This is a genomic window from Snodgrassella sp. W8124, from assembly GCF_016100875.1.
In the GTDB taxonomy this organism is placed as follows: Bacteria; Pseudomonadota; Gammaproteobacteria; order Burkholderiales; family Neisseriaceae; genus Snodgrassella; species Snodgrassella alvi.
Genome location: NZ_JACFRP010000001.1, coordinates 338,001 through 358,701, shown reverse-complemented (window position 1 = coordinate 358,701; position 20,701 = coordinate 338,001). Strand labels below are relative to the sequence as shown.

Below are 20,701 nucleotides of genomic sequence, written 5' to 3'. Positions count from 1 at the left end.
AATATAACAACCAGAAAAAAGCCATTGTCAGAAACAATGGCTTAAAAAATTTTGCAATACATACTTCATTATTTATGCAGCCATAGCCATACATTTATCCGCGCAGGCATTACAAGCTTCAGCGCAGCGCTGACAGTGATCCATTTTAAAACGACCACATTCCTGAGCACAGGCACGGCAAACTTCAGCACACAGCTGACACACCTGTACGATAAAAGCACTGTTCATGCACATAAAATTAACAGCAAGTGTGCACATAGCCGCACATTGCATATCCAGATGAATACACTTAGCCATCATTTTGACATCATCTTCCTGCAGACAGGCAGTAGAACAATATTGGCATAAAGCAATACAGCGGTTACAGGCTTCTATACATTCTTTAAATTTCTGGGCATCCATGGTTGATATCCTATTCAGCAATATTTTGATTTAACAAGAGAAATCAAAATCAGTCTATAAAACCATAGCGCATATTGCAATCCATTTACAGGTAAATAAAATTATGATTTAGATAGATTAATTTAAGTTTTATCCGAATCTGTATTTCATATGCCAAATAACAGGTGAAATTTGTTTATTCACGTAAGTAAGCAAAATATAATTGAAAAATAATTTCAGAATATAAATTTTTATTTTCTAATTAGCCATTCATAAAACAGATTGATTATTTTCAAAGTAAAATATTAAAACCGTTTCAATGATTAACTTTATGTTTGATCATAAAAATCCAGTAATCCAGATTCGTCCCCTCTTTACATTATCAATAAATATCTATATTAATCAGTAATATATTGAAATCAAACAATATAACTCCATATTAATAATCTATTATTTTGAAGGAGTTTATTATGGCCAGCGGCTGGGCATCAGATGATGCGGTAAATCAGCAGATTGAAAGCACAATAGAAGATGCCATCAATCATGTTCGCCAGCAAATAGATACCGCAGATGAAAGCGCAGAATTTTGTGAAGAATGTGGCGAAGCAATTCCTGTCGGGCGTCGTCAGGCTATTCAGGGCGTTCGTTTTTGTGTTCACTGTCAGGCCGAACGGGATAAGGAAATGCAGAAAACATTCAGTTTATATAACCGGCGTGGCAGCAAAGACAGTCAGTTACGCTAAATTCAGTATAAATAACACAATGAAAATACATTTGCCAATTTTGTATATTTGATTGAACAAAATAAATAGCAATGGATATTAAAAGTAAAAATAAAGCAGTTTGTCTGTTTTAATCCTCTTACAGAGTTTTTTGCCGGTGATGGTCTGATTCTGTATTAATACCGCCATATAAATTGAGTCAGACAATACCACCGCATTTCAATGCCGGAATTATCAATACCAATCAGATTTTTCTGCAGTACCATTCTACTTTACCAATGATTTCAAAATTTTCCTCAGGATTATTCAGATCAATAGTAAATGCTTCGTATTCTTTATTAGCAGAAGTAACCAGTAATTGATTATTCGGTTTCAGCTGCGTACGTTTAACCTGTATATTATTTCCTATACGCAATACATATAGACCATCACCACCTTCTTTTTTATCATGATTAATCAGTACATGATCTCCGTGATTAAGTATTCCGACCATACTGTCATCTTTAATAATAAAGGTACTCAGTTTTTGCGGATCTACATTCAGGATATTTTTCAGCCAGATACGATTAAATGCAAATATGCATAAAACATTACTCTCATTTGCATTGACTTCATATGAATTCTGCAAAGAATACTCTGGAATAAATGCATAATCTCCGGCATATATTTCATTTGAGCGGCCGGCATAATCACAACTGCTTTCACTGAGGTGAGCACCGGTATTCACAGATAAAGGATTGGACAGCTTTGCATAGTAATCTTTTTGATTATTTTCTCTGTCCTTTTCAAATTTAGGTCCTTCGCCTTTTGCCAACCATAATAGACTTACCTGTGCAGCATCAGCTATTTTAATTAAATTTTTGGTACCTGGTTCCGCACCATCTTTTACCCATTTAGATGCAGTCGGATAAGCAACCCCTACTCTTCTTGCTAATTCAGAAACACTTTTCAGAATATCTACTACTTCCTGCATTCTAGAGGCAAAGCCGACGTTAAAATTTTCCATATGGGAATTACCTTCAAATAAAAAATATGTAAGGTCAAATTTAAAATATATTTGCAAACAATAATTTACAATTTTAAAATTATAAAAAAGCAACATTTTGGTACATTATTTAAATTAAAACTTGCAAAATATAACTTTTACTATATAATTTAGTATGTAAATATATTAGGAGTATTAACTAATTACTTTAATATAATTAAAGTTAACGTTAAATTTTTAACGTTAATGCTATACTATTCACTTACAGTATTGCATTTAATATTAAATAACGTACATTGGCTAAACATTCACTTTGCTTGCTTGGCACTGAATGAATAATACCATTTTGTCATGCGCAAGGAAATGCCAGAAAATGGGTGACTTCGTGTCTTTGTACTTTTTTTGTATAAAAAAATTGACCAAATAAAATAAAATATCACATTTTCTGAAACAATTGTTTAACCTAAAGCAATATTTTTCAAGTCATTATATGTGAATTTTTTGTTAAACATATAGTATTTTACTATTATTTCAAAATAAATACTCTTAAAATAAACCTCCATAAAAACCCTTTAAATCTTAATTTTTGATTAATTTTTAAATAAATTTCAATTAGTAAATTTATATTTATATTTCTAGTTATATATTTCCAACACTAAAATTTTCTTTAATATACAAATAAAACTTTCAAAATTTTTTTTGGAAAATTAATTTGTAAACAAAAACAGCAAATTCATTTATTTTTCATTGATTTTAATTATACTATTAAATTTTTTTATTATAACTAAAAAGTATATATAAAGTTAACACTTCACTTTTTATATTAATTTTTTAATGTGTAACTATAAATCAAGTTACAACCTACAAATGCATAGATAAATAATAGTGAAATCAAACGATTAACTCATTATCAGTATAAATTTGAAGATTCAGATAAGCGGAAATTTTTTATTCAGCGTTCTGTTTAATCAACACGCTTTGTATTTAATAATAATTAAATTAGATACGAGAAGACAGGCGAAGCTTTCAAATAGCAGAGAATTAATTTAGGTGACTTACAGATTGGCTTTGCTGGATTTAATGATAATACTGATACAATCCATCTGTAGCAGAATAGGATCTAAGACAATTTATCTTCAATGTTATAGACAGTTTGAGTACAGTTTATTACCATAGCTATTTTATTATTAGTAACTTTGCTTATTTAAAGTCACTGACAGAATATTTCTAAGACTAAATTGCTCAGGCAACTATTTTATTTTTCAGTGACTATTCGTTTATATTTATTTTAGCAGTATCAGGACTGGCGATGCCAGGTACCGGACTGACCGCCCTCTTTGTGTTGCAGACAGATATTGCTGATAATCATACTGCGATCTACTGCCTTGAGCATATCATAAATAGTAAGCAGTCCGACACTGGCAGAAGTTAATGCTTCCATTTCAACTCCGGTCTGCCCCGTATTTTCTGTTTGTACACAAATAGTAATACTGCGTTTTTCATCATCAAGACTGAAATCAACATTAACCCGGGTAAGTGCTATCGGATGGCATAAAGGTATTAAATTACTGGTTTGTTTAGATGCCTGTATTGCGGCAATCCGTGCAATACCGAGTACATCCCCTTTTTTACTGTCACCATTGCGTATTTTATTAAATGCAGTTTCATTGACACTGATAATACCGGTTGCAATGGCAATGCGCTTACTGTGCGGTTTGGCTCCCACATCTACCATATGAGCTTCGCCACGGTTATTAAAATGAGTTAACTCGTCTGAATTCATCTTGCTTCACTGACAGGCTAAAGGGTCTATATTACAATAATTGTCTTTGTAATGCTGGATGAGCTCTGAAAATGGATACACTGTCTTTATTAAAAATTGGTCTGGTTTCTATCAGTGACCGGGCTTCTACTGGCGTCTACATGGATCAGGGTTTGCCTGAACTGAAAAAATGGTTACAGCGTGCGGTATTGAATCCTCTGGAATTTGTTGAGCACCTGATTCCCGATGAACAGCCACTGATTGAAAGTATTCTGACTCAGCTTGCCGACGAAGATGCCTGCCCTCTGATTCTGACTACCGGCGGCACCGGCCCCTATTTACGCGATGTAACTCCGGAAGCAACGCTGGCAGTAGCCGACCGGGTAATTCCGGGCTTTGGTGAATTAATGCGGCAAATTAGTCTGCATTTCACTCCTACTGCTATTTTATCGCGTCAGGTAGGGGTACTGCGTGGCAATAGTCTTATTCTGAATTTACCCGGTAAACCATCTGCAATTGCAGAAACACTGGGGGGCGTGAAAGATGAACAGGGAAAAACCCTGATACCGGGTATTTTTGCTTCAATACCTATTGCAGTAGATGCCGTTGGCGGCCCGCTTATCCGTACAGATTCCGATTTTTGTCCGGTAGTATTACCCAAGCGCTGATTGAATAATGCCTGATGTTCACTGACCAATTAATTTGGAAATGGATTTGATTGGCGGAAAATGGGAAGGTGTGATTCTTTATTCAATAAATAACATTCTGTAATCTTTAGCAGATAGGGTAATATCCAGATTTATTTTGAATTTCTTAAAATTTTTATTTATTGAGCTTTATAAAAAAACAGTCTGGTAAATGACCAGACTGTTTTTTCACTGTTAAATATTTTTATCCACTTCATCCAGCGTAGCTTTGGCATCACCAAAACACATTCTGACATTTTCTTCATAAAACAGTGGATTATCTACGCCTGCATAACCGGATTGCATCGAACGTTTAAATACAATCACGTTTTTGGCTTCCCAGACATGCAATACCGGCATACCGGCAATAGGACTATTCGGATCGGTTACTGCTGCCGGATTGACCGTATCATTGGCACCAATCACCAGTACCACATCAGTATCGCTGAAATCATCATTGATTTCGTCCATTTCCAGTACAATATCATAAGGTACTTTTGCTTCAGCCAGTAATACATTCATATGTCCGGGCAGGCGTCCGGCTACCGGATGAATCCCGAAGCGGACATTAATACCTTGCTGGCGCAGTTTGGCGGTAATACTGGCCACTGCATTTTGTGCATGAGCCACCGCCATACCGTATCCCGGCGTAATAATAACGCTATGTGCATTTTTCAGTGTATCTGCTACCTGCTCCGGTTTGATTTCCTGAACTTCGCCGGCTGGTACATTGTCACTGTTTGCGGCTACCGGCGCTGCGCCGAAACCACCGCCAATTACAGACAGAAATTTGCGATTCATCGCCTGACACATGATATATGACAAAATCGCACCGGACGAACCGACTAATGCACCGGTAACAATCAGTAAATCGTTATCAAGCATAAAACCGGCAGCGGCGGCAGCCCAGCCTGAATAAGAATTCAGCATAGAAATGACTACCGGCATATCAGCTCCGCCAATCGAAGCGACCAGATGATAACCGAATACCAGTGCAATCAGAGTCATGACTATCAGAGCAAAACCAGAACCGCCAACACCTACAAACCACAGCATCAGTAAAAATGACAATACCAGTGCGCCCAGATTAAGCAGGTGCCGGTGTGGCAGTTGCAGGGGGCTGCTGGCAATCTTACCATTCAGTTTTCCCCAAGCTACTAATGAACCACTAAAGGTTACTGCACCAATAAATACCCCCAGAAATACTTCAACCAGATGGATGGTGAACATGTCTGAGTCTACATCATGAGGATCGATATAGCTGTTGAAACCCACCAGTACGGCAGCTAATCCGACAAAGCTGTGCAGCATAGCAATCAGCTCCGGCATCTGGGTCATTTCTACTTTCTTAGCCTGTTGCAGACCCACTGCACCACCAATAACCATGGCAATAATCACCCAGCCCAGACCGTGCGCATTTTCACTGAAAACCGTAGCAATCAGCGCAATAGCCATACCTGCTATGCCCAGATAACAGCCACGTCTGGCACTTTCCTGCTGTGAGAGTCCGGCCAGACTCAGAATAAACAATACTGCAGCAACGATGTATGCAGCAGTTACGATACCTTGAGACATACCGTTTCCCCCTTATTTACGAAACATATTGAGCATACGGCGGGTAACAGCAAAGCCACCGAAGATATTAACGCTGACTATCGCTACTGCAATAAAGGCCAGCAACGATACGAAACCATGTCCCTGCCCGATTTGCAGCAATGCACCTACTACAATAATGCCCGATATGGCATTAGTTACTGACATTAACGGGGTATGCAAGGCGTGGTTCACGTTCCATACCACAAAGTAACCCACTACACAGGCAAGTACAAATACCATGAAGTGATTCAGAAAAGCCACCGGAGCAACCGCACCTATCCACAACATCAGTATGACTGCAATTGCTGCCCAGATGATTTTTTTGTTTGCTGATGCCGGCTGTGCTGTCGCAACAGGAGCCGGAGCTGCAACTTTCGGTTCTGCTTTTGGCGCGGCGGATACCTGAATCGGTGGTGGCGGATACATGCTGTTGCCTTCATGAGTAACAGTCATGTTACGGATAATCACATCTTCGAAGTTTAATGCCAGCTCACCATCCTTATTTGGTGTAAGCAGGCGTGCCAGATTAACCAGATTTGTGCCATAAAGCTGTGAAGACTGGCCGGCCAGACGGTTAGCCATATCGGTATAACCAATTATTTTCACCCCATTGGCGGTAGTAATAATTTTACCGGGTTCGGTATATTCGCAGTTACCGCCGGTAGCAGCAGCCAGATCCACGATTACCGAACCTTCACGCATGCTGTCTACCATCTCCCGGGTAATCAGTTTGGGAGCAGGTTTGCCCGGAATCGCTGCAGTTGTAATGATAATGTCAACTTGTCTGGCTTGTTCGGCAAACAGTTTCATTTCTGCTTCAATATAAGCAGCACTCATGGTTTTAGCATAGCCATCGCCACTACTGCTTTCTTCTTCCTGATAGTCCAGTTGCAGAAAGTTACCACCCATGGACTCAATCTGGTCAGCAACTTCAGGACGGGTATCGAATGCATTAACCACGGCACCAAGCTGACGGGCTGTACCAATAGCGGCCAGACCGGCCACCCCTGCACCTATCACCAGCACTTCTGCCGGAGGAACTTTACCGGCAGCAGTAATCTGACCGGTAAAGAAACGGCCAAAGTTTTCAGCAGCTTCAATTACCGCCCGATAGCCACTGATATTAGCCATTGACGACAATGCATCCATTGCCTGTGCACGTGAAATCCGCGGTACCATGTCCATTGCCAGCACAGTAATTTTTTTCGCCTGTAACTGCTGTACCAGCTCTGACTGCTGCGCCGGCATGATGAAGCTGACCAGTATCGTACCGGATTGCATGGAGGCAATTTCTTCTTTATTCGGTGCATTTACCTTAAATATTAGCGGACACTGCCAGACAGTGTCTGCATCGGCTACTGTTGCGCCTGCTTCCTGATACAAACCGTCAGACAAGCTGGCTGCCTTACCGGCATCATGCTCAATAACAACTTCATGCCCCAATTTAATTAGCTGGGTAACGGTTTTCGGCGTAGCCGCTACTCTGGTTTCACCGGCAAGAGATTCGCGTGGAATACCTATCTTCATTCTTATTCCTTTCCGAGGAAGGTGCCGTAAAATAGTTGTAACTGTAAATATTTATCTGCTCTGATATATTTGGTCAGAGTTAATCAGTATAGACTGCCTGCCTAACTCATAACTATCAGAAGATAATATTTTCTGTTGTTTACAACCACTATATTATCGAAAACACAGCAATAAAACCTTTATTCAGGTCATTATTTGTGTCTGATTTAAAAAATTTAACAATTACATTTACATATAATATGTCTTTATCAGTAATGTCTATTATCAGGATAGGCTATTATCTGTTTTCAACAAAAAAGCCAGCCATTAGTAATAACGGCTGGCTGTAATGTTGACAGGAACAAAATTTAATTCATGCTGTTCAGCGGCCGGATAACTTCATCAATCTGACGGTTCAGACTTTCCAGCCCGTTGCCGGATAAATACCACAAGTCAGCACTAAGATTAACGATTTGTGTACCTGCATTCTGCATAACTTTATTATCAAAATAATCGCTGCGCATCGGTGTATTGCCTATTGCTTTACTGCGGTCAACAACGTAAATAATATCCGGATGATATTGAGCAATAAACTGATTATCAACCATTATACGTGCCGGCCGGCCATTTTCAGTTTTATCCGGTACAGGCAGAGCATTGGCATTTACAGCCCGTTTTACATGTAATTCATCGAATATCAGCGCAGCATAGCTACCCTGATTCATCAGCATCACATTTCCATCATTATGTAATACCACGATGGCTTTTTTACCGGATTGCTGTGCGAGCTGACGGGCTGCATCCATTTTTAAATCCAGTGCATTCAACTGCTCCTGCGCCAGTACTTCTTTACCGGCAATTTTCCCCAGCATTCTGATCTGATTCTTGACCGCAGAATAATAATTTTCACCGGAATTAATTGAGTAATTGAGTGTAGGTGCAATGGCACTCAAATCTTTATAGAAATTATTTTGCCTTCCGCTCATGATTATCAGATCCGGACTGGCAGCTTTAATACCGGCAATATCCGGCTCCTTCATTTTGCCTGAATCCTGTACCTGTGCATTATGATATTGTTGCAGATAAGCCGGAATATTACTTACCGGAGCAGCAATAACACGGTTGCCGGCACCCAGTGCATCCAGCGTATCTAAAGCACCGAAATCCATCACAACAATTTTTTGCGGTTGTACCGGTATCTTAATTTCTTCGCCAGCCTGAGTAAGATTAATTGACGGTGCAGTGCTTTGACAGGCACTTAACCCCATCATCAGAGCCGATGCAACAGCCAGCGTTATTATTTTTTTCATAACTGAATTACCCCTTGAACTTTAAATTATTAAATAATGATAATTATTATCATTATTTAATATAAATGTCCAGCTTTGCAATACAATCCGGCTTAATATAAATTTAATAAGCTGGTGTTATAACTTGCCGGACAGTATGAATTTAGTGTGCGCCCAGTTTCAGACCAATAATACCGGCAATAATCAGTGTCAGGCTAATCAGACGCATGGCACCAGCCGGTTCTTTAAAAGCAATAATACCGACAATGGTTGCTCCAACAGCACCAATACCAGTCCAGACTGCATAAGCTGTACCTACCGGCAATGAACGCATGGACTGTGCCAGCAGAAGAAAGCTGCCAACCAGAGCAGCCAATGTAATGATACTCGGGGTGAATTTAGTAAAATTCTGTGAATACTTAAGACCAATTGCCCAGACTATTTCAAGTATGCCGGCCAGCAATAATGACACCCAGGCCATAATGATTCCTGTTAAGGCTGATGCAGGCCGTCCTGCGTGAGAATCTACCGGCCGGGTCGTCCCGAACGGATGCATAAATAAGCATATGAATAATGGCATCATAATAGGCAGTCTGAATCAGCGTCAAGCAATCAAAACTCTATTGGAACAAAAACAGATGGCTATAGACCATCTGTCAGGATATTGATACTGGTCGCAGTTCAGTCTGCCACAATTACAATCAATATAATGCTGCGAACTTATTTCTTCTTCTGAATGAATTCAATTTTATAGCCATCAGGATCTTCCACAAATGCGATGACAGTAGTGCCATGCTGCATGGGTCCGGCCTCACGGGTTACACGACAGCCCTTGGCGCGCACAGCATCACAGGCAGCATAAGCATCATCTACCTCAATAGCAATATGTCCGTATCCTGTACCTGGATCATAAGTATGCGTATCCCAGTTATAGGTTAATTCCAGTACGGTACTGTCAGATTCTTCACCATAGCCGACAAAAGCCAGAGTAAAACGTCCGCCGGGAAAATCTTCCCGCCGCAGCAGTTTCATACCGAGCACATCCTGATAAAACGCCAGTGATTTATCCAGATCACCTACTCGCAGCATAGTATGCAACATTCTCATTTTATGTTCCTTATATCTTATTCTGTTTTTGTTTTTGCCAGATTACCCAGCAGCATGGCATCGCCATAACTGAAAAAGCGGTATCCGGCACCAATGGCATGCTGGTAAATGGCACGAATTTCATCATAACCGCTAAATGCGCTTACCAGCATGAGTAAAGTTGATTTAGGCAGGTGAAAATTGGTAATCATGCGGTCAATTACCTTAAACTCATAGCCCGGCGTAATAAAAATATTGGTATCGCCCTGGCCTGCCTGTAATTTTCCACTGCATGCAGCAGACTCCAGTGCGCGAACTGCTGTTGTGCCTACCGCCCAGATTTTATTTCCTCGCGCCTGCGCCGCTTCAATCTCTGCTACAACTTCCTCACTCACGTCATACCATTCACTATGCATATGATGTTCAGCAATATTTTCTACCCGAACCGGCTGAAAGGTGCCTGCACCCACATGTAAAGTTACTTCGGTCAGGTGTACGCCTTTATCTCGCAATTGTTGCAAAATAGTATCGGTAAAGTGCAAACCGGCGGTAGGGGCAGCTACTGCTCCTTCATATTTAGCATAAATCGTCTGATAGCGCTCATCATCGTCATGATCAGCCGAACGGGTAATGTATGGTGGCAATGGCAAATGGCCGTGCGCTTCCAGTAGCTCCCATACAGTTTTGTCGTCGGAAAAATGCAGTACAAATAACTCACCTTGTCGCGCCTGCATCTGTGCATGCAATCCGCCTTCGAAAATCAGTTCTGTACCCGGTTTGGGCGACTTAGACGAACGCACATGCGCCAGAGCAGTATGGTTATCCAGCACTCGTTCAATCAATGCTTCAATCTGACCGCCACTGGCTTTACGGCCAAAAAGGCGGGCTTTCATTACACGGGTATTGTTAAATACCAGAACATCACCGGCTGCCACATAATCTGCCAGCCGGATAAATTCACTGTCTGCCGGAGACTGCCCGGGCAAAGCCACCAGCAGACGGCTACTGCCGCGCTCAGCCGGAGGATGCTGGGCAATCAGTTCCGGTGGCAAATCAAAATCAAAATCATTAATATGCATGTATATGTGCCCGAAAAAGGCAAAAGACGTATTATAAGCCGGCTTGCACAGACTGCGAAGCAGTAGCATATTACCCTTATCAGCCACAGTTTAAATATCCAGCTTATCAGTTTATTAAGTACGCAAAATAAGGCTGCCAGACTGTTATACGGGAAAACAGTTGTAGTTTATATAGTGAATTTTTACGAAAATACTGGACATTTGCGCGCATTTTCGGCAAAAATGGCGCAATTTTGCGATAAACAATTAATTTATGAGTGCCTCAATTCTGGTTTTAAACGGCCCCAATCTGAATCTTTTAGGGTTACGGGAGCCGCATATATATGGCCATACCACACTGGCAGACATTAATCAGAAACTGCTTGTACAGGCACAGGCAGCCGGCCTAACACTGGAAACACTGCAAAGTAATGCCGAACATGTTCTGACAGAACGCATTCAGGCTGCATTAACTGATGATACCCGGTTTATTATTATTAATCCGGGTGCATTTACTCATACCAGCGTAGCCATTCGTGATGCTTTTGCAGCTGCCGGCAAACCATTTATTGAGATACACATTTCAAATGTACATGCACGCGAAGCGTTCCGGCGCCATTCCTATCTGTCCGATATTGCCATGGGGGTAATCTGTGGTCTGGGCGTATATGGTTATGAGGCAGCGTTACACCGCGCAATTGAATACATTCAAGAGACAGATCGCCAACACTAATACCTATTGCGATCAGGTCCAATCACACAAGGGTTCATAATATGGATTTACGTAAACTTAAAAAACTCATTGATCTGGTAGAAGAGTCAGGCATTGCTGAAATCGAAGTGACCGAAGGTGAGGAAAAGGTACGCATTACCCGCACTACTGCTGCTCAGCCAGTATATTCTGCACCAGTACAACAACAGCCGGCTGTTATGGCTGCACCAGCAGCAGTTCCGGCAGAAGCTGCTCCCGCAGCAGCCGTACCGGCAGCCGGTCCTGATCTGAGCAAAGCGATGAAATCACCGATGGTCGGAACTTTTTACCGGGCAGCAAGTCCGACTTCTGCACCGTTTGTTGAAGTGGGGCAAACCGTTAATGCCGGCGACACTCTGTGTATCATCGAAGCCATGAAACTGATGAATGAAATTGAAGCTGATCACAGTGGCGTGGTCAAAGAAATTCTCGTATCCAACGGGCAGCCTGTAGAGTTTGGTGAACCGCTGTTTATTATTGAGTAATCTTAATATCAGTCATAACTCCCCTTTTTTACAAGGTACTGCCTCATGTTAAAAAAAGTTCTTATTGCCAATCGTGGCGAAATTGCGCTGCGCATTCTGCGCGCCTGCCATGAAATGGGTATTGCAACCGTGGCTGTGCATTCAGAAGCCGACAGTGATGCTCTGCACGTTAAACTGGCTGATGAATCTGTTTGTATTGGTCCGGCCAGTTCCACCCAAAGTTACCTGAATATCCCTGCTCTGATTTCCGCTGCTGAAGTTACCGATGCTGATGCCATTCACCCCGGTTATGGATTTCTGGCAGAAAATGATGGTTTTGCAGAACAGGTGGAGCAGTCCGGTTTCGTTTTTATTGGTCCGCGTCCGGAAACCATACGTCAGATGGGTGACAAAGTTTCTGCGAAAAAGGCGATGCAGGCCGCCGGTGTCCCCTGCGTACCCGGTTCAGATGGTGCATTACCGGAAGATCCGCAGGAAATTGAAAAAATCGGTGCTGCGGTAGGCTATCCGGTCATTATTAAAGCATCAGGCGGCGGCGGCGGTCGCGGTATGCGCGTAGTTGAAAAGGCTGAGGATTTACTGGCCGCAGTAGAAATGACCCGTACTGAAGCCGGGGCTGCTTTTGGTAATCCTGCCGTATATATGGAGCGCTATCTGCAGAAACCGCGCCATATTGAAATTCAGGTACTGTGTGATGAACATGGCAATGCCATTTATCTGGGTGAGCGTGACTGCTCAATGCAGCGCCGCCATCAGAAAGTCATTGAAGAAGCACCGGCACCATTTATCACCGCTGAAGAACGCGAACGTATTGGTAGCGCGTGTGTAGCCGCATGTCAGCGCATCGGCTACCGTGGTGCAGGTACATTTGAGTTTCTGTATGAAGATGGTGAGTTCTTCTTCATTGAAATGAATACCCGTGTACAGGTTGAGCATGCTATTACCGAGCTGATTACCGGTGTGGATATTGTGCAGGAGCAAATCCGTGTAGCTTCCGGTCTGCCCTTATCCTACACTCAGGCAGATATCCGTTTACAAGGACATGCTTTTGAATGCCGGATTAATGCCGAAGACCCGTATACTTTTGTTCCCAGCCCCGGGCTGATTACCAGCTGCCATCAGCCCGGTGGTAACGGTGTGCGCATTGACAGCCATATTTATCAGGGCTATACCGTACCTCCTTATTACGATAGCATGATTGGTAAGGTTTGTACCCACGGGCGTGATCGTAATGAAGCTATCGCCAAAATGCGTGTTGCCCTGCAGGAGCTGGCCATCACCGGTATTAAAACCAATACCAACCTGCACCGTGATATTTTTGCTGATCCGGGTTTCATTCATGGTGGTGAAAGTATTCATTATCTTGAACAATGGTTACAAAAACACAAAGAATCACAAAAATAATTTACAATAAGCATACATTGCGCTTTTGTTTGCAGGCAGCCGCGGTGGCTGCCTGAAGTTTTATAAAACATCCAGTTACGGTAAAAAAGCCATGCACTACCAACAAGTTGTTATTACAGTTACACAAGATCAGGTGGATCAGCTCTCCGATGCTCTGATTGAAAACGGCGCATTAAGTACAGCCATTGAAGATGCCAATGCCGGCAATGATAATGAACAGCCGATTTTCGGCGAACCTGATATGCCCACTGAACAGGTGTGGCAGCAAAGTAACATTGTGGCACTGTTTGATGAAAATACTGATATTGATTCCGTTGTCTCTACAGCGGCACAGGAATGTGCTATTGCTAAACCACAGTACTATCTTGAAAACATTCCTGAGCAGGACTGGGTACGGCTGACCCAGTCTCAGTTCGATCCGATTCAGATTTCTTCACGCTTATGGATTACGCCATCATGGCATAACCAGCCAACTCAACCGGGGGTCATCAATCTGCAACTGGATCCGGGGCTGGCTTTCGGTACCGGGAGTCACCCCACTACCCGGTTGTGCCTGCAATGGCTGGATAAGCATGTGCGCAGTGGTGAAACTCTGCTGGATTATGGCTGTGGTTCAGGTATTCTGACGATTGCCGCACTAAAACTGGGTGTAGGCCGTGCCTGTGGTGTAGACATTGATCCTCAGGCAATCCGTGCCAGTCAGGATAATGCTGCACAAAATCAGGTTAGTGCTGAATTTTATCTTCCGGATAATTTGCCAGCCGGTCAGAAATTTGACATCGTTGTTGCAAATATTCTGGCTAATCCGTTACGCATGCTGGCTCAAATGCTGGCAGAACGTACCCGTACCGGTGGTGAAATTGTCCTGTCAGGTATTCTGGCAGAACAAACAGAAGAGCTCAGTGGAATATATCGTCAGTGGTTTGATCTGAACTCACCTAAAACACTGGACGGGTGGGTATGTATTAGTGGCCGTAAAAGAGCATAATTGTCCGGTTCTGCTATTTATCTGAAAATACCGGCATGACATGCTAATGCGATAACACGGCTATCCGCTTCTGACAGTACTTAATTGCCTCCTTTTTAACTATTTGGTTTGCTGAAAAATCATGTCTAAAACAATTACTGTTATTTGTCCTAAATGCCATGCAGAAAATATCGTAGCAACACCGCCACGTGACGGAGGACGTGTTGTGTGTGAACAATGCCGGCACAGATTTACTGTTGTATCCAAAATCCGTACGAATAAAAATGTCACCCCGCCGGCCGGAAGCAAAAATAATACGGCTGCTTCCGGACAACAGGTACCCAGTGCCAGTGAAGTAATGGATTTACTGCAAAATGCTCTGAATTTAAATCAGACCAACAGCAGAAATGCCCAGAGTCAGATATTTACCAGTGCACCAACACCAAAAAATACTGCGGTTATTGATAAAAGACCGAATCTGAATACTTTATTAAATCAAGTAGCTAATAAAGTTGAAATCCGCGTGCCAACGGTAATTGAACCGGAACCGGAACACTCGTCTGCGCCGCAGCCGCAGCTAGCCAGCAGTGAATTACTGCGCAACCCGCCACCTGTAGCAGAGCCGGTAAAAGAAGCTCCGCCAATAGTCAATACACCAGTCCATGTGCCTGAAGAAAACACCACCAGCATCTCCATGAACAGTAATGTGAATAACCTGAATAATCTTGTTTTTACCTTACTGCCTAATGACAATCCAAATCAGGCAGATGTACCATTACTGCTTAATGATGCAATCGAAAAAACCGATGCCATTCATGCCAAAACCGAATTTTTACATCATCAGCAGGATAAACTGTCCAAAGAATTTAACTGGACTCTGGCAACCATTGTTGCGTTAACTGTACTGATGATGCAGTTATTTTATTTAATGGCAGTAAAATGAACATTCATGCAGGTAATCAAGAAATTTTTAAAAGTAATCAGTTTGTTCACGACTTTCGTCAGGCCTCACCCTATATCCACCATCTGAATGGTAAAACGCTTGTTTTAGCAATCAGCAGCCATGTTCTGGTAAGCGACAAACTCGCAGCACTGGCCGCCGATATTCATTTATTAACCAGCCTCGGTATGAGGCTGGTTCTTATTCACGGGTGCAGCCAGTATATTCAGGCCATAGCCGGCAGTGATACTGCAATCAGCATAGATGAAAATCCGGTTACGGATAATGCTGCTCTGGAGTTAGTCAAACAGGCCAGCGGAATTGCACGCTTCAATCTGGAAGCAGCTCTATCTATGATACCTACACAGGTTATGGAGCACAGCACTCCGAACCTGCGTATTGCTGCCGGCAATTTCCTGCGCGCCAAGCCGCTGGGCGTAATTAACGGAACAGATATGGGCTACAGCGGCTGTGTCCGTAAAGTAGATTCGGCCGCTATCGAAGAGCGTCTGGCTCACAATCAGCTGGTATTAATCAGCCCGATCGGCCATTCGCTTAGCGGTCAGTCATATCGTTTGCAGGTAAATGAAGTTGCACAAGCTGTGGCAGAAGCCATCAGCTCAGAAAAACTCATCTTTCTGGGCACGCAGCAAGGTTTACTGGATGAACAGCAACAGACCATCAGTGAACTGAACTGTGTTGAAATTGCCAGTCTGCTGGCACAAAACACCGGAAGCAGACGCCAGACAGAGCTGTTACAGACAGCAGCACACGTACTTGAACACGGTGTTCAGCGGGTGCATGTACTGTCCGGTCTGCAGGATGGCAGCCTGTTACAGGAATTATTTACCCGTGAAGGCAGCGGCACAGCCATGGCTAAAGCGCCCTTTATGCGTATCCGGCCGGCTGCCAATAAAGATATCGGTGATATCCTGCAACTGATTGCGCCACTGGAAGCAGCCGGTATTTTATTACCGCGCGACAGTGAATACATGGAAAACCATATTCATGAATTTTCTGTGCTGGAGCAGGATTGCTATGTTTATGGCTGTGTTGCTTTACATGTTTATCCTGAAGCAAATGCCGGTGAGTTGGCCTGTCTGATTGTTTCACCGAATGCCCGCGCCCGCGGCTACGGAGAATTGCTGCTGACTCATGTTATTAAACAGGCACAGCAATTACAGCTAAAAGAACTGTTTGCTCTGAGCACACATACCGGCGACTGGTTTGTCGAACGCGGATTTATCAGTGCTCACCTGGAACAATTACCATCAGAGCGGCAGCAACAGTACACCAGTAACAAACGCCAGTCGAAAATATTTTGCCGCCAGCTTTAAACCAACTCCTGCAAAATATTTTACAATCTGTATTTTTCCCTGAATGACACGAAGGAAAACACATGAGTCATATGGTGCATTGCGTTAAACTGGGCAAAGAAGCGCCCGGATTAAAATTTCCGCCATTTCCCAATGAACTGGGTAAACGCATATACGATAACGTATCACAGGAAGCATGGGATGGCTGGTTACGTTATCAAACCATGATTATTAATGAAAACCGCCTTAGTCTGGCCGACCCCCGCGCCCGTCAGTACATTACTCAGCAAATGGAAAATTATTTCTTCGGCGAGGGTGCCGATCAAATCAGTGGTTATATACCGCCTCAGGAATAAAAACTAATGGCTGTTCGATTTCACAGAGACGAACAGCCTTTTATTTTCCCGACATCTTTGCACTGTTTTATGGTTATCCATCTTATTAAAAGTGATTTGTTTCGTTATAGCGGCCGTACAGACTGGTCTTGTTTTATTCGTCATTATCTGTTTAACCGGGGGTTCCGCTTTACTTTCTGGCTCAGGCTGGCCTCCGTACCGGGAATATGGCGCAAACTTGCCTACCCCATGTATGCATGGCAAAAACGCCGCAGCGGTATCATTATCAGCCCGCGCACAGCAGTAGGTTATGGTTTGTACATTGGTCATGGCGGCCCGCTGATTATCAATAGCAGTGCCCGACTGGGTAATAATGTCAATCTTTCACCCTACACAGTAATTGGTGCTAACAACGGACCCGCAGCCTGTATCGGTAATAACGTCTACATCGGACCCAATTGTAATCTGATTGAAAATGTACAGATTGGTGACAATGCCACTATTGGCGCCGGCAGTGTTGTGACTAAAAATATTCCGGCAAATGCCACAGCTGCCGGCAATTACGCTAAAGTACTGAATTACCAGAATCCGGGACAGTATATCCACAACCGCTGGCCGCCAGAAAATACAAATGAAGCTTGACCTGTCAGCAAAACAGTGCCAATGTTAGTAACATTAACACCAGACTGACAAATTCTTACCCTTAATGACAGTTACAGGTATAGCCAATGTCCGAAATTCAGCCACATCTACTTTGCCGTGAACTTAGCCTGCTGGCTTTCAATCGTCGCGTTCTGGCACAGGCGCAGGATACACAGGTACCCTTACTCGAACGTTTACGGTTTTTATGTATCGTTTCTTCCAATCTGGATGAATTTTTTGAAGTACGGATGGCATGGCTGCGGCGTACCCGTGAACTTTCGCCACATATTCCTCTGGCCAATGGCGAACTACCGGATACAGTCATTGCCAATGTAACCGAAGAAGCTCACGCCATTATTGCCGAGCAATACAGATTGTTTAATGATGAGCTGATTCCGGCACTGCGTAGTGAAGGCATATCTTTTTATCCGCGCAGTGAATGGAGTGAGGCACAACGCCAGTGGGTGGCTGATTACTTCCGGCATGAATTGTTACCTATTCTGACCCCTATCGGACTCGATCCTTCGCACCCTTTTCCGCGCTTACTGAATAAATCACTGAATTTTGCAGTAGAACTGGAAGGTAAAGATGCTTTTGGGCGTACCGGCGGCATGGCCATCGTTCAGGCTCCGCGTATTTTGCCAAGAGTACTGAAAATGCCTAAAGAATTATGTGACGGGCATGATGGTTTTGTATTTCTGTCGTCAATCCTGCATGCTCATGTGCATACACTCTTCACCGGAATGAGCGTTAAAGGCTGCTATCAGTTTCGCCTTACCCGCGACAGTGACCTAAGTGTTGATGAAGAAGATCTGGAAAATCTGCGCACGGCAATTGCTGGTGAATTACAGGGAAGACAATATGGAGATGGTGTCCGGCTGGAAGTAGCCGATAATTGTCCGGCACACGTTTACGATTTCCTGCTTAGCCATTTTCATCTGGGACGCGATGAATTGTACCGGGTAAACGGTCCGGTAAATCTGGTACGACTGATGGCCGTACCGGATATGGTTGAACGCAATGATTTAAAATTTCCGCCATTTATTCCCGGCACACCGGCCATTCTGAATAAAAATCGCGATATGTTCAGCATCATCAGCCAGCGCGATATTTTACTCTATCATCCCTATCAGTCTTTCGAACCTACAGTTCGTCTGATTCAGCAGGCGGCTGATGACCCTCAGGTTATTGCGATAAAAATGACCATTTACCGCACTGGCAGTAACTCTGACCTGGTAAAAGCACTGATGAAAGCAGCACTGACAGGCAAACAGGTTACTGTGGTGGTTGAACTGATGGCCCGTTTTGATGAAGAAACCAATCTGAACTGGGCAGGTCAGCTTGAGGCTGCCGGTGCCCATGTCGTATACGGAGTCTTCGGTTATAAAGTTCATGCCAAAATGGCACTGATAGTCCGTCGTGAAGACGGCAGGCTGAAACGCTACGCTCATGTCAGTACGGGTAATTATCATCAGGGCACCAGCCGTATTTATACTGATCTGGGTCTGATGACCTGCAATCAGGATATCAGCGTGGATGTTAATACCGTATTTATGGAAATCACCGGTCTGGGACAACCCAATAATCTGCATAAAATAGCGCAAAGCCCGTTTACTCTGCACAAAATGCTTCTCAACAGCATTAATAACGAAATTGAGCAGGCAAAAGCCGGCAAAACAGCTCGTATTATTGCTAAAATGAACGCACTGGTTGAGCCTTCTATTGTCGATGCCCTATATACAGCCAGCCACGCCGGTGTACAAATTGAGCTGATAGTACGCGGAATATGTGTGCTGCGTCCGGGTGTTAAAGGCTTATCAGAAAATATCCGGGTACGTTCTATAGTCGGCCGGCTGCTGGAACATGCGCGAGTATTTTATTTTGAAAATGGCGGTGATTCTAAACTATGGATATCCAGCGCCGACTGGATGGGGCGAAATCTGTTCCGTCGTGTAGAAATTTGTACACCGATTGAAACACCTGAGCTAAAACAACGTATAATCAAGGAAACTCTGATGCTTGCGCTGGCTGATAATCAGTGTGCATGGCTGATGCAGCCGGATGGCCAGTATGAACGCATTAAACCAGCAGAGAAAGAGTCAGTAACCAATATGCAGAATATGCTTATTGAGCGTTATCGCCAGTAATAATACTGGTTTCAAACCTAAAACTACCGAATAGCCGGTCAGAATGCTGAATTAATTGTGTAGTAAGCAGTTGTAGCCAGTGCCATGGCAAAAAAGCAAGGTTATCCATCCGGATACCTTGCTTTTCGTTTGCTTAAATAAAAATTACTGATGTCCGGTACTACCAAAACCGCCTTCTCCGCGGCTGGTTTGCGTAAATTCATCAACCACGGTAAAAGCTGCCTGCATAACCGGCACAATAATCATCTGAGCAATCCGTGCCAGAGGTTCAATCACATACGCTTCCTGACTGCGATTCCACAACGATACTTTTAATTCTCCCTGATAATCCGAATCAATTAAACCAACCAGATTACCCAGTACAATTCCATGTTTATGCCCTAAACCGGAACGCGGCAATATCAGAGCTGCATATCCCGGATCAGCCAGATGTATGGCCAGTCCGGTCGGTAGCAGAAAACTTTCTCCCGGCTGCAAAGTAACCGGTGCTTCAATACAGGCACGTAAATCCAGCCCGGCCGAACCAATCGTCGCATATTCAGGTAATTGTTCTGCCATTGACGGATGTAATATTTTAATTTGTACAGATAACTCAGAAGCACTCATAAAAACCAGTCTTTAAATAATAGATCATTAAAAATAT

General features: G+C 43.2%; 21 protein-coding genes. 11 read left to right on the top strand and 10 right to left on the bottom strand.

What is annotated here, in order from left to right; all coding sequences use genetic code 11:
* Nucleotides 1–72 precede the first annotated feature (72 nt).
* Nucleotides 73–402, bottom strand: a complete 330-nt coding sequence (locus tag H3U73_RS01615; protein WP_025331171.1) for a four-helix bundle copper-binding protein — start codon at nt 400–402, stop codon at nt 73–75.
* Nucleotides 403–851: 449 nt separating this feature from the next.
* Here H3U73_RS01615 and H3U73_RS01610 point away from each other — a divergent pair, with 449 nt between their 5' ends.
* The gene (locus H3U73_RS01610; RefSeq protein WP_198189904.1) at nt 852–1,124 is read left to right on the top strand and encodes a DksA/TraR family C4-type zinc finger protein; all 273 of its coding nucleotides are present in this window, start codon (nt 852–854) and stop codon (nt 1,122–1,124) included.
* A gap of 223 nt (nt 1,125–1,347) precedes the next feature.
* On the opposite strand, the gene H3U73_RS01605 is transcribed toward H3U73_RS01610, so the two are convergent.
* Together H3U73_RS01605 and moaC are read right to left on the bottom strand one after the other, a co-directional pair.
* Entirely contained in the window at nt 1,348–2,109 is a 762-nt protein-coding gene (locus tag H3U73_RS01605) for a S24 family peptidase (protein ID WP_198189903.1), read from the bottom strand.
* A gap of 1,276 nt (nt 2,110–3,385) precedes the next feature.
* A complete protein-coding gene (gene moaC / locus H3U73_RS01600) occupies nt 3,386–3,871 on the bottom strand; it encodes a cyclic pyranopterin monophosphate synthase MoaC (protein ID WP_084552037.1) in 486 nt (161 codons plus the stop codon).
* A gap of 71 nt (nt 3,872–3,942) precedes the next feature.
* Between moaC and mog the strand changes: the two genes are divergently transcribed.
* Nucleotides 3,943–4,518 (top strand): molybdopterin adenylyltransferase, encoded by a 576-nt coding sequence (gene mog / locus H3U73_RS01595; RefSeq protein ID WP_084586123.1) that lies wholly within the window; start codon nt 3,943–3,945, stop codon nt 4,516–4,518.
* Between the two features lie 213 nt (nt 4,519–4,731).
* On the opposite strand, the gene pntB is transcribed toward mog, so the two are convergent.
* The 6 genes from pntB to queA form a co-directional block, all read right to left on the bottom strand.
* Nucleotides 4,732–6,111 carry a Re/Si-specific NAD(P)(+) transhydrogenase subunit beta gene (gene pntB, locus H3U73_RS01590; RefSeq protein WP_084553034.1) on the bottom strand — a complete coding sequence of 460 codons (1,380 nt, stop codon included), beginning with the start codon at nt 6,109–6,111 and terminating at the stop codon, nt 4,732–4,734.
* 12 nt (nt 6,112–6,123) lie between these two features.
* On the bottom strand, nt 6,124–7,659 hold the full coding sequence (locus H3U73_RS01585) for a Re/Si-specific NAD(P)(+) transhydrogenase subunit alpha (RefSeq protein ID WP_096765349.1): 1,536 nt from the start codon (nt 7,657–7,659) through the stop codon (nt 6,124–6,126).
* Between the two features lie 347 nt (nt 7,660–8,006).
* The gene (locus H3U73_RS01580) at nt 8,007–8,948 is read right to left on the bottom strand and encodes a siderophore ABC transporter substrate-binding protein (protein WP_078475656.1); all 942 of its coding nucleotides are present in this window, start codon (nt 8,946–8,948) and stop codon (nt 8,007–8,009) included.
* A 142-nt stretch (nt 8,949–9,090) separates the two neighbouring features.
* A complete protein-coding gene (sugE, locus tag H3U73_RS01575) occupies nt 9,091–9,408 on the bottom strand; it encodes a quaternary ammonium compound efflux SMR transporter SugE (RefSeq protein WP_025331179.1) in 318 nt (105 codons plus the stop codon).
* A 239-nt stretch (nt 9,409–9,647) separates the two neighbouring features.
* Nucleotides 9,648–10,034: a lactoylglutathione lyase gene (gene gloA / locus H3U73_RS01570; protein ID WP_198189902.1), complete on the bottom strand. Its 387-nt coding sequence runs from the start codon at nt 10,032–10,034 to the stop codon at nt 9,648–9,650.
* Nucleotides 10,035–10,051: 17 nt separating this feature from the next.
* Entirely contained in the window at nt 10,052–11,092 is a 1,041-nt protein-coding gene (queA, locus tag H3U73_RS01565; RefSeq protein ID WP_198189901.1) for a tRNA preQ1(34) S-adenosylmethionine ribosyltransferase-isomerase QueA, read from the bottom strand.
* 253 nt (nt 11,093–11,345) lie between these two features.
* On the opposite strand from queA, the gene aroQ reads away from it, so the two are divergent.
* The 9 genes from aroQ (at nt 11,346) to ppk1 (ending at nt 20,058) form a co-directional block, all read left to right on the top strand.
* Nucleotides 11,346–11,804, top strand: coding sequence for a type II 3-dehydroquinate dehydratase (gene aroQ / locus H3U73_RS01560; protein WP_025331182.1), 459 nt, complete (start codon nt 11,346–11,348; stop codon nt 11,802–11,804).
* 41 nt (nt 11,805–11,845) lie between these two features.
* Nucleotides 11,846–12,307 carry an acetyl-CoA carboxylase biotin carboxyl carrier protein gene (gene accB / locus H3U73_RS01555; protein WP_025331183.1) on the top strand — a complete coding sequence of 154 codons (462 nt, stop codon included), beginning with the start codon at nt 11,846–11,848 and terminating at the stop codon, nt 12,305–12,307.
* A 45-nt stretch (nt 12,308–12,352) separates the two neighbouring features.
* On the top strand, nt 12,353–13,711 hold the full coding sequence (gene accC, locus H3U73_RS01550) for an acetyl-CoA carboxylase biotin carboxylase subunit (RefSeq protein WP_078475659.1): 1,359 nt from the start codon (nt 12,353–12,355) through the stop codon (nt 13,709–13,711).
* 91 nt (nt 13,712–13,802) lie between these two features.
* A complete protein-coding gene (gene prmA, locus H3U73_RS01545) occupies nt 13,803–14,699 on the top strand; it encodes a 50S ribosomal protein L11 methyltransferase (protein ID WP_084552131.1) in 897 nt (298 codons plus the stop codon).
* Between the two features lie 121 nt (nt 14,700–14,820).
* On the top strand, nt 14,821–15,621 hold the full coding sequence (locus H3U73_RS01540) for a hypothetical protein (RefSeq protein ID WP_084547888.1): 801 nt from the start codon (nt 14,821–14,823) through the stop codon (nt 15,619–15,621).
* On the top strand, nt 15,618–16,955 hold the full coding sequence (argA, locus tag H3U73_RS01535) for an amino-acid N-acetyltransferase (RefSeq protein ID WP_198189900.1): 1,338 nt from the start codon (nt 15,618–15,620) through the stop codon (nt 16,953–16,955). Before H3U73_RS01540 ends, argA begins: the two co-directional genes overlap by 4 nt.
* Nucleotides 16,956–17,017: 62 nt before the next feature.
* Nucleotides 17,018–17,290, top strand: a complete 273-nt coding sequence (locus H3U73_RS01530) for an oxidative damage protection protein (RefSeq protein ID WP_198189899.1) — start codon at nt 17,018–17,020, stop codon at nt 17,288–17,290.
* 6 nt (nt 17,291–17,296) lie between these two features.
* Nucleotides 17,297–17,911: a serine acetyltransferase gene (locus H3U73_RS01525; protein WP_198189898.1), complete on the top strand. Its 615-nt coding sequence runs from the start codon at nt 17,297–17,299 to the stop codon at nt 17,909–17,911.
* A gap of 86 nt (nt 17,912–17,997) precedes the next feature.
* A complete protein-coding gene (gene ppk1, locus H3U73_RS01520) occupies nt 17,998–20,058 on the top strand; it encodes a polyphosphate kinase 1 (RefSeq protein WP_198189897.1) in 2,061 nt (686 codons plus the stop codon).
* A gap of 144 nt (nt 20,059–20,202) precedes the next feature.
* On the opposite strand, the gene dut is transcribed toward ppk1, so the two are convergent.
* The gene (gene dut / locus H3U73_RS01515; RefSeq protein ID WP_025331191.1) at nt 20,203–20,664 is read right to left on the bottom strand and encodes a dUTP diphosphatase; all 462 of its coding nucleotides are present in this window, start codon (nt 20,662–20,664) and stop codon (nt 20,203–20,205) included.
* Nucleotides 20,665–20,701: the final 37 nt, after the last annotated feature.

What these genes read in the sequence shown, in the direction of transcription:
- H3U73_RS01615 (WP_025331171.1), bottom strand. Translation starts at nt 402, where the DNA reads ATGGATGCCCAGAAATTTAAAGAATGTATAGAAGCCTGTAACCGCTGT.
- H3U73_RS01610 (WP_198189904.1), top strand. Translation starts at nt 852, where the DNA reads ATGGCCAGCGGCTGGGCATCAGATGATGCGGTAAATCAGCAGATTGAA.
- H3U73_RS01605 (WP_198189903.1), bottom strand. Translation starts at nt 2,109, where the DNA reads ATGGAAAATTTTAACGTCGGCTTTGCCTCTAGAATGCAGGAAGTAGTA.
- moaC (WP_084552037.1), bottom strand. Translation starts at nt 3,871, where the DNA reads ATGAATTCAGACGAGTTAACTCATTTTAATAACCGTGGCGAAGCTCAT.
- mog (WP_084586123.1), top strand. Translation starts at nt 3,943, where the DNA reads ATGGATACACTGTCTTTATTAAAAATTGGTCTGGTTTCTATCAGTGAC.
- pntB (WP_084553034.1), bottom strand. Translation starts at nt 6,111, where the DNA reads ATGTCTCAAGGTATCGTAACTGCTGCATACATCGTTGCTGCAGTATTG.
- H3U73_RS01585 (WP_096765349.1), bottom strand. Translation starts at nt 7,659, where the DNA reads ATGAAGATAGGTATTCCACGCGAATCTCTTGCCGGTGAAACCAGAGTA.
- H3U73_RS01580 (WP_078475656.1), bottom strand. Translation starts at nt 8,948, where the DNA reads ATGAAAAAAATAATAACGCTGGCTGTTGCATCGGCTCTGATGATGGGG.
- sugE (WP_025331179.1), bottom strand. Translation starts at nt 9,408, where the DNA reads ATGGCCTGGGTGTCATTATTGCTGGCCGGCATACTTGAAATAGTCTGG.
- gloA (WP_198189902.1), bottom strand. Translation starts at nt 10,034, where the DNA reads ATGAGAATGTTGCATACTATGCTGCGAGTAGGTGATCTGGATAAATCA.
- queA (WP_198189901.1), bottom strand. Translation starts at nt 11,092, where the DNA reads ATGCATATTAATGATTTTGATTTTGATTTGCCACCGGAACTGATTGCC.
- aroQ (WP_025331182.1), top strand. Translation starts at nt 11,346, where the DNA reads ATGAGTGCCTCAATTCTGGTTTTAAACGGCCCCAATCTGAATCTTTTA.
- accB (WP_025331183.1), top strand. Translation starts at nt 11,846, where the DNA reads ATGGATTTACGTAAACTTAAAAAACTCATTGATCTGGTAGAAGAGTCA.
- accC (WP_078475659.1), top strand. Translation starts at nt 12,353, where the DNA reads ATGTTAAAAAAAGTTCTTATTGCCAATCGTGGCGAAATTGCGCTGCGC.
- prmA (WP_084552131.1), top strand. Translation starts at nt 13,803, where the DNA reads ATGCACTACCAACAAGTTGTTATTACAGTTACACAAGATCAGGTGGAT.
- H3U73_RS01540 (WP_084547888.1), top strand. Translation starts at nt 14,821, where the DNA reads ATGTCTAAAACAATTACTGTTATTTGTCCTAAATGCCATGCAGAAAAT.
- argA (WP_198189900.1), top strand. Translation starts at nt 15,618, where the DNA reads ATGAACATTCATGCAGGTAATCAAGAAATTTTTAAAAGTAATCAGTTT.
- H3U73_RS01530 (WP_198189899.1), top strand. Translation starts at nt 17,018, where the DNA reads ATGAGTCATATGGTGCATTGCGTTAAACTGGGCAAAGAAGCGCCCGGA.
- H3U73_RS01525 (WP_198189898.1), top strand. Translation starts at nt 17,297, where the DNA reads ATGGCTGTTCGATTTCACAGAGACGAACAGCCTTTTATTTTCCCGACA.
- ppk1 (WP_198189897.1), top strand. Translation starts at nt 17,998, where the DNA reads ATGTCCGAAATTCAGCCACATCTACTTTGCCGTGAACTTAGCCTGCTG.
- dut (WP_025331191.1), bottom strand. Translation starts at nt 20,664, where the DNA reads ATGAGTGCTTCTGAGTTATCTGTACAAATTAAAATATTACATCCGTCA.